Origin of the sequence: Hallella absiana (assembly GCF_025457485.1) — a bacterium.
Lineage (GTDB): Bacteria > Bacteroidota > Bacteroidia > Bacteroidales > Bacteroidaceae > Prevotella > Prevotella absiana.
In genome coordinates, this window is the sequence record NZ_JAMXSP010000005.1 from 21467 (window position 1) to 33043 (window position 11577).

Here is an 11577-nt window from a genome sequence, read left to right on the forward strand (position 1 = left end):
TTGTATCTTTGCACTATGAATAGTACCATGAATAAGAAAAATCTCCTTGGCATGACACTGCCCGAGCTCAAGCAAGTGGCTGTGTCGCTCGGCATGCCTTCCTTCGCCGGAGGACAGATGGCAAAATGGATCTACACCCAGCATGTGAGTTCCATCGACGAGATGACAAACATCTCCAAGGCCAACCGTGAGAAGCTCAACGAGCACTATCAGATTGGTTGTGCCAAGCCTATTGATGCCCAGCACTCCAAGGACGGAACCATCAAATATCTCTTCCCCGTCGTCACAACCGCCGGTGCTGACTCGGCACCGGCAGGCACCAAGTTTGTCGAGACGGTATACATCCCTGAGGACGATCGTGCCACACTCTGCGTTTCGTGTGAGGTAGGCTGCAAGATGAACTGTCTCTTCTGCCAAACGGGTAAGCAGGGCTTTGAGGGCTACCTCACAGCCACTGACATCCTCAATCAGATCTACAGTCTGCCCGAGCGTGACAAGCTTACCAACATCGTGTTTATGGGTCAGGGAGAACCGATGGACAACCTCGACAACGTGCTGCGAGCCACCGAGATCCTTACCGCTTCCTATGGTTACGCTTGGAGTCCCAAGCGCATCACCGTGAGCAGTGTCGGCCTCAAGGACAAGCTCAAGCGCTTCCTTGAAGAGAGCCAGTGCCATGTGGCCATCAGCCTTCACTCACCGCTCCATGAGCAGCGCCAGGAGCTCATGCCGGCAGAGAGAGGTATGGCGATTGAGGACATCGTGGAACTGCTTCGCAACTACGACTTCTCCCATCAGCGTCGCCTCTCGTTTGAGTATATCGTCTTTGGCGGACTCAACGATTCCAAGGCTCATGCCCAGGCCATCGTGCGTCTGCTCCACGGCCTTGAATGCCGTGTCAACCTCATCCGCTTCCATCAGATTCCCCACGTGCCCTTGTATGGAGCCAGCGAGGAGAAGATGGAGAGCTTCCGTGACTATCTCACGCAGCATGGCATCTACACGACGATCCGCGCCAGCCGTGGGCAGGACATCTTTGCCGCCTGTGGACTGCTCAGCACAGCTAAGAAGAACGCTGAATCAAAATAGAAACCGCACCATTCCGTGAAGCTTATCGCCCATAGCGCAGTGAGTCTCAGCAGTGCTCTGTTGTTGCTGCTGTTTGCTCTTGTGAGTTGTCGCAATGGTGGCTTGCTGCCCCGTTCCGGCGGACAGCTCTACGAGGTGCTGCTGGTGGGCGACACGGCAGGCATGGTACGCAGCGTGCTCTCTGCCGACGTGGAGGGCTTGCCGCAACCCGAACCGAGTTTCGACGTGTCGGAGGTCAGTGCCAAGGCTTTCGGCAACACGCTCCGCTATACGCGCAATATCGTGATCGTCGACATCAATGCTGAGGCATACACTCGTCCCTCCATCCGCAGCGAGCGCAATGTGTGGGCACAGCCTCAAACCGTGGTGCATATCGGGGCACCGTCGGCAATGGCACTTCGCAACAGTATTGACAGCGTAGGACGGCGGCTGCGCTTTCTCCTCAATCGCTCAGAGATGAAGAAGCAGCTCAGCATCCTGCGCCATGAGCGGAACGTCAAGGCTGAGAAGCTCGCCCGGAAGATGTTCGGCATAGAGTTGTGGATACCTGCCGACATGATTGCCAGCAAGCAGGGCAAGGACTTCCTTTGGTTGAGCAACAACTCAGCCACCATGATGCAAAACATCGTGGTCTATCGCGATTGGAGTCCTGTCAACGCATCTGATGTGAAGGCTAATCATGGCGGTCGTGACGTTAAGACAGTTGGCTATGGCGGCAGCGAGTCCCGCTATTTCATCGGCGCCCGTGACTATATGTTGGGTCGCAACATCCTTGGTGAGACCGACAGTATGCACATGGCCACAGTCCCCGAAAGTGTACTGATCGATGGACGGGGCTTCTATCGCGGCTTGTGGATGATGACGGGCGATGCCATGGGCGGTCCGTTTGTCAGCCGCACGCTCCTGTTGCAGCAGCCCGAGCGGCAGGGCAACTTTGTTTGCCGCCATATCGTCGTCGAGGGCTTTGTGTTCGCTCCGGGCAAGACCAAGCGCAATGCGGTTCGCCGCCTCGAAGCCGTGCTCTATACCATGAAGCAGGTAAAGCGCGCAGATCATTGATTTCAAACATTAAAATATTCAAGACTAATATATAAGACCAAACAACCATGAACAACAACAAAATACGCGTGGCCATCACCCACGGCAGCACCAACGGTATCGGCTACGAGCTGATCTTCAAAGCTTTTGAAGAGACAGAGATGTTTGAGCTCTGTACTCCTATTATATATGGCTCTCCCAAAGTGGCCGCTTATCATAGCAAGGCACTGGGCATCAAAGACAACTTCACCATCATCAACGACGCCAGTGCTGCCCAGGACGGTAAGCTCAACATCATTCCGGCCGTCGACGAGGAGATCAAGGTGGAGATGGGCATTCCCTCTTCCGATGCCACGCTGGCTGCTGTGAAGGCACTCGATCGCGCCATCACCGACTACAAAGACGGACTCTTCGACGTGCTCGTCTGTGCTCCGGCCGATAAGGGCGAGGCTCATGTGGGTGGCTTCGACTTCCCGCGTCGTGCGAAATATATCGAGCAGTGCATCGGTGAAGGCAAGAAAGCGCAGAGCCTACTCATCAACGAAGATATGCGCATGGCTCTGATGACTGACGAGATCAGCCTGAAGGATGTCCCTGCTGCCATCACCTCTCACGACATCATCGAGCAGGTGGCTATTCTCTTCACCACGCTGCGCCGTGACATGCGCGTCTCAAATCCCCGCATTGCCGTGCTTGCCCTTAACCCGGACGTTGACGGTAAGGCAGAGGGCAAGGAGGAGACTGAGGCCATCGTACCGGCTATCCAGAAGTTGGCTGATGCCGGTGTCAACGTCTTCGGCCCTTATCAGGCTGATCTCTTCTTCCAGCGGGGCGACTACTATCATTTCGACGCGATCCTCTCCATGTACCACGATCAGGGACTGGCACCGTTCAAGACGCTCCATCCCGACAACAATGTCCGCTATCTTGGAGGACTGCCTTTGGTAGCTACGGCTCCCGATCTCTCGCCTTGCTACGACATCGCCGGCCAGGGTGTTGCCGATCCCACGCCATTGCGCCACGCCATCTACGCCGCCATCGACGGCTTCCGCAACCGCCGTGCCTACGACGAACCGCTGGCCAACCCGTTGCCTAAGCTCTATCACGAGAAGAAGGACGACAGCGAGAAGGTGCGCTTCTCCATTCCCAAGAAGCACGAGAACGCCATCAAGGAACGACTCGGCAACCGTCCCGCTCCTGCCGCTAAAGCTCAGGAAAGCAACGGCAAGGAACAATAACACACATATAGCATACAACATCTCTCGACAGCATGAAAAAGAAATACCAGAACGGCTTCTTCATTTTTGGACTCATCGTCCTGATCATCATGGTCACCCAGCTTGACTTTGCTCAGGTATGGGCGGGACTGAAACATGCGGGCTACTGGTTTTTCGCCGTCGTAGCACTGTGGATGTTTCTCTATGTGTTCAACACTTCGGCGTGGTATCTGATCATCAAGGGGGTGTGCAGCCAACCGTCGACCGACGGCAAGCCGGTGAAGCGCATCTCCTTTCTGTGGCTCTACAAGATCACGGTGTCGGGCTTTGCACTCAACTATGCCACGCCGGGCGGACTGATGGGCGGTGAGCCTTACCGTATCATGGAGTTGGCACCGAAGATTGGCACAGAGCGTGCCTCGTCGTCGGTGATCCTCTATGCCATGACCCATATCTTCAGCCACTTTTGGTTTTGGTTGCTCTCGGCCATCGTCTTTCTTTTTGTTCATTCCTTCTCCGTATTCTATACGGTGCTTATGCTGGCCATCATCTGTTTCTGCATTCTCGGTGTCTGGTTCTTTATGGTAGGCTACCAAAAGGGCTTGGCCAACCGAGTGATGAACTTCCTGAGTCATCTGCCCATGATCAAGCGGTGGGCTACTCCGTTTGTCGAGCGGCATCGTGAACAGCTCAACACCATCGACCGGCAGATTGCTGCCCTGCACAAGCAGCAGCCGCGCCACTTCATCGGTGCCGTGCTCCTGGAGCTCTCGTGCCGCATCTGTTCTGCTTTGGAGATCTTCTTCATTCTGCTGGTCCTCATGCCTCACGTCAACTTTGTCTATTGTGTGCTCATTCTGGCTTTCACCTCGCTCTTTGCCAACTTGCTCTTCTTCATTCCTTTGCAGTTGGGCGGTCGCGAGGGTGGTTTCCTTATGTCCACTACCAGCTTGGGCCTCACTGCCAGTGCCGGCATCTTTGTGGCATTGATCGTGCGTGTGCGTGAGTTGATTTGGACTGGCATCGGACTGCTGCTCATCAAGCTGGAGAAGAGCTCGAAAGAAAAATGAGGGGGGCAATAACAAGCCAATAGAGAAGGGATGTAGTATTTATGCGCATATCATGCTTGTGTGACCCTTCGGGTCATCTTAGCAGTAGATAGATGCGAACTTTCACCCCCCGGTCTACGCTTGTTCCTCGCTTGACCAGTGGATGCCTATGCTTCAGCTCTGTTGGGGCTGTAAATGGTGCAAGGCAGTGCAAGCAGAGAATATTTCAATTGTACCGAATTCGATACATTAAAATGCTACAGGTAGTAAGAACTCTGCTTCAATTGGCAGCCTCTTAAGCTCTCTGATGCCCAATTGTTATCTTGTTTTCTTCTGTCTTTCGCCTTCATCTCTTCTTTGTTGAATAAACTGACAAAAAGCGGGCCTTATTTTGCGATTCTTTTCGACGAAGCCATCTCTCGCCGTGATTTTTTTAATTCTGAGCGATTTTTCGTAACTATCTGCGTATTAGGTGTTTATGTATTTATGCGTTTATTTGCCATTTCAAAAGTGCTTATTTCTGCTTGTCAAAGTGCCTTTCTGACCTTGTCATCTCGGTAGTTTGATGTGGTCATCTCGGTTGTTTCATCGTGTCATCTCAGTGAGATGAGCGCATCATCTAACTGAGATGACCATCGGAAATCGGTTTTGGCTTGTTCTCTACTCTTTTTTTTCTAAAAGAAATCCCAGTTTTTTCTCTAGAATGAAAGTCTGGGTGGAAGGTCTTTTGTCAAAAGGTTTTCTATCGAAAACAGCGATGCCGTCAAAATCATAGGGTAGGGGAAGCGGAATGCCGGATATTCTTTGTAACTTTGCATCGGGTTATACCTATTTATATATAAGACATGAAGCATATAGAAGTGGTGGCTGCCATTATCTGCCGCGACGGTCTGGTGTTTGCCACACAGCGCGGCTATGGCGAGTGGAAAGACTGGTGGGAGTTTCCCGGCGGCAAAGTTGAGGAGGGCGAAAGCCGTGAGGACGCATTGCGGCGGGAGATACGTGAGGAGCTGAACACAGAGATCTCTGTCGACCGGTTTGTCATGACGGTGGAGTACGACTATCCTGCTTTCCATCTCACGATGCACTGCTATGTCTGCCATGTCCTTTCCGGACATCTCGAACTCTTAGAAGCTGAGGATGCGCGCTGGCTGCGGGAAGACCATCTCGGTGGTGTCCACTGGCTGCCCGCTGACCGCCGGGTGGTGGACTATCTGTGTTCCACACACTTGCTGAGCAGGTAAATCGTCTTTTTCTGAGGAAAAGTTTGGTGGAACGGAAAAGTTTTAGTAATTTTGCACGCTGTATGGGTATGTTATACCCTAAAACCAATATAAAAATGACTTTAATATAGCTGGATGAAGAAAGACAATCAGAAGAATCAGTACCGCGTCAACGGACAGATTCATGTACGGGAAGTACGAGTCGTAAGCGACGACGGCTCACAAGTGATGCCTACACGTCAGGCACTTGACTTGGCTCATCAACAAGGGGTAGACCTCGTGGAGATCTCGCCCAACGCACAGCCGCCCGTTTGTCGTCTCATCGACTATAGCAAGTTCCTCTATCAGCAGAAGAAGCGTGCCAAAGAGATGAAGCAAAAACAGGTGCGTGTGGAGGTCAAAGAGATCCGCTTCGGACCTCAGACCGACGACCACGACTACCAGTTCAAGCTCAAGCACGCCAAGGAATTCCTCGAAGAGGGCAACAAGGTGCGCGCCTACGTGTTTTTCCGTGGCCGTTCCATCCTTTTCAAGGAGCAGGGTGAGGTGCTGTTGCTGCGCTTTGCCAATGACTTGGAGGAGTATGCCAAGGTAGAGCAGATGCCAAAGCTCGAAGGCAAGAAGATGTTTCTCTTCCTCGCTCCTAAGAAAGCGGGTGTTGCCAAGCAGAGCCAGCAGAAGCGCGATCGTCTCGCTGCAGAGGCCAAGGCCAAGGAAGAGGCTAAGGCACAGGCTGCTGAGCAGGCCGAGAAAAACGGACTCCTTGGCAACGCCAAGGGTGGTGAGGCCCTCCGCAAGCTCGCTGAGGCCGCTGACGGGGACAAGAAAGACTAAGAGACAGAAATACTGAGTGGTACCGCCGGGTATATGCGTTGCCACCTTTCAATTCATATCAACATTAAAACAACAAAAAAATGCCAAAAGTAAAGACTAACTCCGGTGCAAAGAAGAGATTCACATTCACCGGTACGGGTAAGATCAAGCGTCATCACGCTTACCACAGTCACATTCTGACTAAGAAGACAAAGAAGCAAAAGAGAAACCTCGACCATCAGACACTGGTCGACAGCGCAAACCTCAAGCAGGTTCGCGGTCTGCTCTGCCTCCGTTAATCGTAAACCTTTTTAGTCGAACGCTTAAAGAACAAAATTATGCCAAGATCAGTAAATCACGTTGCATCTAAAGCAAAGAGAACAAGAATTCTGAAGCTCACAAAGGGTTACTATGGAGCTCGCAAGAATGTCTGGACAGTAGCTAAGAACACTTGGGAGAAGGGTCTTACCTACGCTTATCGTGACCGTCGTAACAAGAAGCGCAACTTCCGCGCTCTGTGGATCCAGCGTATCAACGCTGCCGCTCGTCTCTCCGACATGAGCTACAGCCAGTTGATGGGTGCTCTCCACAAGGCAGGCATCGAGATCAACCGCAAGGTTCTCGCTGACCTCGCTGTCAACAATCCTGAGGCTTTCAAGGCCATCGTTGACAAGGTGAAGTAAAGAAAACCCTGAGCAATCAGAGTTTGTAGATAAGAAACAGGATAGCGATGCCGAAAGACTCCGCTATCCTGTTTTGCTTTTTGGGATGTTTCCAACCGCTCCGAGACTCTCTCGCCTTGTCTGTGGCGTAGAGAAATACTCGCTGCTGGCGGTGGGCATCGTTAATTTTTATATTTTTGAAATGATTTCAGTAGAGAATCTCAAGGTGGAGTTTGGTACCCGGCCGCTGTTCCACGATGTCAGCTTTGTCATCAACGACCGAGACCGTGTGGCCCTCGTGGGTAAGAACGGTGCCGGAAAGTCCACCATGCTGAAAATACTCTGTGGCCTGCAAAAGCCGACATCCGGTACAGTGTCGGTGCCCAACGGCTCTACCGTGGGCTATCTGCCACAGGTGATGAAACTTCAGGATGACACCACTGTGCGCGAGGAAGCGCGCAAGGCCTTTGCCGGACATATACATATCAAGGAGCAGCTCGACAAGATGCAGCAGGAGATGGCCGAGCGCACCGACTACGAAAGTGAAGACTACATGGCTCTGGTTGACAAGTTCACCCAGACCCATGAGCGCTATATGATGATGGGAGGAGAAAACTATGAGGCCGAGATGGAGCGTACGCTGACGGGCCTGGGCTTCGAGCGCAGCGACTTCGACCGGCCTACACGTGAGTTCTCCGGTGGGTGGCGCATGCGCATTGAGCTGGCGAAGATTCTTCTCCAGCATCCCGACGTGCTCCTCCTCGACGAGCCCACCAACCATCTCGACATTGAGTCTATCCAGTGGCTCGAGCAGTTCCTGGCTCAGAGCTCCAGCGCCGTGGTGCTTGTCAGCCACGACCGCGCCTTCATCAATAACGTCACCAACCGTACGCTGGAGATCACCTGCGGCCATGTCGAGGACTATAAGGTGAAGTACGACCAGTATGTAGTGCTTCGCAAAGAGCGTCGCGAGCAACAGCTGCGCGCTTACGAGAACCAGCAAAAGGAGATCGCCGACACCAAGGCTTTTATCGAGCGTTTCCGCTATCAGGCCACCAAGGCCGTGCAGGTGCAGCAGCGCATCCGCCAGCTCGAGAAGATAGTACCCATCGAGGTCGATGATGTCGACAACAAAGTCATGCACCTCAAGTTTCCCCCGTGCCTGCGCAGTGGCGACTATCCCGTCATCTGCGACGACGTGCGCAAGGACTATGGCTCCCACACCATCTTCTCACATGTCAACATGACCATCAAGCGCGGTGAGAAGGTAGCCTTCGTCGGTAAGAACGGTGAGGGTAAGTCCACGCTTGTCAAGTGCATCATGGGACAGATACCTTTTACCGGCACGCTGAAGATCGCGCATAACGTGCAGATCGGCTACTTTGCACAGAACCAGGCACAGTTGCTTGATGAGAGTCTGAGCATCTACGACACCATCGACCGGGTGGCCACGGGCGAGATGCGCCTGAAGATCAACGACCTGCTCGGTGCCTTTATGTTTGGAGGTGAGATCTCTGAAAAGAAGGTCGGCGTGCTTTCAGGCGGTGAGCGCTCCCGACTGGCCATGATCCGTCTGCTGCTGGAACCGGTCAACTTGCTCATCCTCGATGAGCCGACCAACCACCTCGACATGCCGTCAAAGGATGTGCTCAAGGAGGCCATCAAAGCCTTCGACGGCACGGCCATCATCGTCAGTCACGACCGTGACTTTCTCGACGGGCTCGTATCAAAGGTCTACGAGTTTGGCGGCGGACAGGTCAAGGAGCACATCGGTGGCATCTATGACTATCTTCGGGCGCACAATGCCGAGACCATCCACGAGGCTCTCAACGGTAAGGCTGTCGCTGAGGAGAAGACAACGACAGTCGCTCAACCCGCCGCAACGGCGCAGACTCCGTCACCTGCCAAGGGAGAAACAGCGCAGCAGGGCACTTCACAGCCTGCCACCAAGGAATCTTGGGAAGAGCATAAGGAAAAACAGAAAAAGCTGCGCAAGGCCCAGCGCGCCGTCGAGGAGTCTGAAGCAAAGATAGCAAAGATGGAAGCTCGACTTAAAGAGCTCGACACGTTGCTCATGGATCCAAAGAATGCGGCCAACATGCAGCTCGTCAACGAATATTCCACAACGCAGGAAGCACTCGACAAAGAAAACGACCGCTGGATGGAACTCTCCGAAAAGGTAGAAGAGCTGGGATGATAGTTTCCATGACCTCTATGGTCTCTATAGCTTCTATAGTCCCAATGACCTCTATGATCTCTATGGCCTCTATAGTTTCTATGGCTTCTATAAATTTCTAACTTTAAAATAAAACAATGATGAACATGAAACAGATTCTCCCGATGCTGATGCTCGCCGCAGCGCCCGCTCAGGGTCTGATGGCGCAGAACCAGTCGGGACTCGACATGACGAACTTCGACAAGAGTGTTCGTCCTGCCGATGACTTCTACCGTTATGCCACGGGTGGATGGCAGAAACTCCACCCGCTGCCAGCCGCCTACAGCCGCTATGGCAGCTTCGACATGTTGCAGGAAAACGTCAACAAGCAGGTCAATAGCATCCTCACTTCTTTGACCAAGAAGAAGTTCAAGGAGGGCACCACAGAGCGTAAGCTCAGCGATTTCTATAAGCTCGCCATGGACCAGGACCGCCGCAACAAGGAGGGACTGGCTCCCGTGAAGCCACTGCTCGACGAGATGGAAGCTGCCAAGACCCTTGACCAGCTCCACGACCTGCAGTTGAAATATGCCAAGATCGGCTATGGCGTGCCCTTCGGCTCGTATTTCGGTGCTGACGACAAAAACGTCACCCGCAACATCCTCTGCCTCTCACAAGGAGGACTGACACTGGGACAGAAGGACTACTATCTCAACAACGACAAGGCAACCAGCGACATCCGTGATGCTTACAAGAAGCATCTCGTGCGCATGTTCAAGCTCTACGGTTTCACCGACGCACAGGCCTCTGCCAAGGCCGCTGATGTCTTCCGTGCTGAGACTGAGCTGGCCATTGCTTCCAAGAGCAATACCGAGCTCCGTGATCCCCAGGCCAACTACAACAAGATGAGCCTGAAGGAGTTTGAGGATAACTATCCCAACATTCCACTCTGCCAGATGGCTGAGGCTGAGGGCGTGAAGCTCGACTACATCCAGGAGATGAATGTCGGACAGCCCGCCTTCTTCACCGCTCTCAACAGTCTGATGGCTCTGCAGACCGCCGACGAGTTGCGTGCCATTATGGAGTGGGATGTCATCCAGAGCTCTGCCTCTTACCTCACCGACGAGATCCGTCAGGTCAACTTCGACTTCTTCGGCAAGACCATGAGCGGACGCAAAGAAGAGTATCCACTTTGGAAGCGTGCCACCAACCAGGTCGAGAGTGCCATGGGCGAGGCACTTGGTAAGATGTATTGCGAGCGCTACTTCCCTGCTTCCAGCAAGAAGATGATGGAGGAACTGGTTCATAACTTGCAGATCAGCCTCGGCGAGCGCATCGATGCCCAAACATGGATGAGCGACTCCACAAAGAAGAATGCTCACGAGAAACTCGACAAGTTCTACGTCAAGATCGGCTATCCCAACAAGTGGACAGACTATTCCAAACTCACTATCGATCCTTCGAAGAGCTACTACGACAACGTGCTTGCCACACGTGAGTTTGCCGTTGACAAGATGATCGCCGACAAAGCCGGTAAGCCTGTCGACCGCGACGAGTGGTTCATGACACCCCAGACGGTCAACGCTTACTACAATCCGACGACCAACGAGATCTGCTTCCCCGCAGGCATCCTGCAGCGTCCGTTCTTCGATCCGAAGGCTGACGCTGCCTTCAACTACGGTGCCATCGGTGTGGTCATCGGCCACGAGATGACCCACGGATTTGATGATCAAGGACGTCAGTACGATGCCAACGGCAACCTCCACGACTGGTGGACAGCTGACGATGCCAAGGGCTTTGAGAAGCGAGCTAAGCTCTACTCCGACTTCTTCGACGGCATTGAGGTGCTCCCAGGCCTACACGCCAACGGTAAGTTCACCCTTGGCGAGAACCTTGCTGATCACGGTGGTCTGCAGGTCGCCTTCAATGCTTTCAAGCATGCTACGGCCAACAAACCGCTGAAGACTATCGACGGCCTTACGCCCGATCAGCGTTTCTTCATCGCCTACGCCGGTGTCTGGGGACAGAACATCACCGACCAGGAGATTCGCAACCGTGTCAAGCGCGATCCTCACTCTCTCGGTGAGTGGCGTGTCAACGGTGCTCTGCCGCACATCGACGCTTGGTACAAGGCCTTCAACGTGAAGAAGGGCGACAAAATGTATCTTCCGGAAAATCAGCGCTTAGAGCTCTGGTAAACCGATATGACGAATAAGGGTGGCCAACGCTGGCCACCTTTATTTGTTCTTCCGCTTCCGCATGCTTGCTTTTTTCGATTGTTATTGTCTCTTTTCTCCTTTTTTTTTGCTATCTTTGCGCTGGATTCTATAG

The 11577-nt window shown here is 53.1% G+C and carries 10 protein-coding genes; all 10 read left to right on the forward strand.

Annotated elements, in window-relative coordinates; all coding sequences use genetic code 11:
- The first annotated feature begins 27 nt into the window (after positions 1–27).
- Positions 28–1089: a 23S rRNA (adenine(2503)-C(2))-methyltransferase RlmN gene (gene rlmN, locus NG346_RS03595; protein ID WP_262279685.1), complete on the forward strand. Its 1062-nt coding sequence runs from the start codon at positions 28–30 to the stop codon at positions 1087–1089.
- A gap of 39 nt (positions 1090–1128) precedes the next feature.
- A complete protein-coding gene (locus NG346_RS03600) occupies positions 1129–2148 on the forward strand; it encodes a DUF4837 family protein (RefSeq protein WP_262279686.1) in 1020 nt (339 codons plus the stop codon).
- A 47-nt stretch (positions 2149–2195) separates the two neighbouring features.
- Positions 2196–3365 carry a PdxA family dehydrogenase gene (locus NG346_RS03605; protein WP_262279687.1) on the forward strand — a complete coding sequence of 390 codons (1170 nt, stop codon included), beginning with the start codon at positions 2196–2198 and terminating at the stop codon, positions 3363–3365.
- 32 nt (positions 3366–3397) lie between these two features.
- Entirely contained in the window at positions 3398–4414 is a 1017-nt protein-coding gene (locus tag NG346_RS03610; protein ID WP_262279688.1) for a lysylphosphatidylglycerol synthase transmembrane domain-containing protein, read from the forward strand.
- A gap of 824 nt (positions 4415–5238) precedes the next feature.
- Entirely contained in the window at positions 5239–5637 is a 399-nt protein-coding gene (locus NG346_RS03615) for a (deoxy)nucleoside triphosphate pyrophosphohydrolase (protein WP_262288334.1), read from the forward strand.
- 114 nt (positions 5638–5751) lie between these two features.
- Positions 5752–6450 carry a translation initiation factor IF-3 gene (gene infC / locus NG346_RS03620; RefSeq protein WP_154532954.1) on the forward strand — a complete coding sequence of 233 codons (699 nt, stop codon included), beginning with the start codon at positions 5752–5754 and terminating at the stop codon, positions 6448–6450.
- 80 nt (positions 6451–6530) lie between these two features.
- A complete protein-coding gene (rpmI, locus tag NG346_RS03625; protein WP_154532952.1) occupies positions 6531–6728 on the forward strand; it encodes a 50S ribosomal protein L35 in 198 nt (65 codons plus the stop codon).
- Between the two features lie 39 nt (positions 6729–6767).
- On the forward strand, positions 6768–7112 hold the full coding sequence (gene rplT / locus NG346_RS03630; RefSeq protein ID WP_154532950.1) for a 50S ribosomal protein L20: 345 nt from the start codon (positions 6768–6770) through the stop codon (positions 7110–7112).
- Positions 7113–7293: 181 nt separating this feature from the next.
- Positions 7294–9288, forward strand: coding sequence for an ABC-F family ATP-binding cassette domain-containing protein (locus NG346_RS03635; protein WP_262288335.1), 1995 nt, complete (start codon positions 7294–7296; stop codon positions 9286–9288).
- Positions 9289–9407: 119 nt separating this feature from the next.
- Positions 9408–11444: a M13 family metallopeptidase gene (locus tag NG346_RS03640; protein WP_262288362.1), complete on the forward strand. Its 2037-nt coding sequence runs from the start codon at positions 9408–9410 to the stop codon at positions 11442–11444.
- Positions 11445–11577 lie beyond the last annotated feature (133 nt).

Coding starts and splice junctions, on each gene's coding strand:
- NG346_RS03635 (WP_262288335.1), top strand. CDS start 7,294: ATGATTTCAGTAGAGAATCTCAAGGTGGAGTTTGGTACCCGGCCGCTG.
- rlmN (WP_262279685.1), top strand. CDS start 28: ATGAATAAGAAAAATCTCCTTGGCATGACACTGCCCGAGCTCAAGCAA.
- NG346_RS03640 (WP_262288362.1), top strand. CDS start 9,408: ATGAACATGAAACAGATTCTCCCGATGCTGATGCTCGCCGCAGCGCCC.
- NG346_RS03610 (WP_262279688.1), top strand. CDS start 3,398: ATGAAAAAGAAATACCAGAACGGCTTCTTCATTTTTGGACTCATCGTC.
- NG346_RS03615 (WP_262288334.1), top strand. CDS start 5,239: ATGAAGCATATAGAAGTGGTGGCTGCCATTATCTGCCGCGACGGTCTG.
- infC (WP_154532954.1), top strand. CDS start 5,752: ATGAAGAAAGACAATCAGAAGAATCAGTACCGCGTCAACGGACAGATT.
- NG346_RS03605 (WP_262279687.1), top strand. CDS start 2,196: ATGAACAACAACAAAATACGCGTGGCCATCACCCACGGCAGCACCAAC.
- rpmI (WP_154532952.1), top strand. CDS start 6,531: ATGCCAAAAGTAAAGACTAACTCCGGTGCAAAGAAGAGATTCACATTC.
- rplT (WP_154532950.1), top strand. CDS start 6,768: ATGCCAAGATCAGTAAATCACGTTGCATCTAAAGCAAAGAGAACAAGA.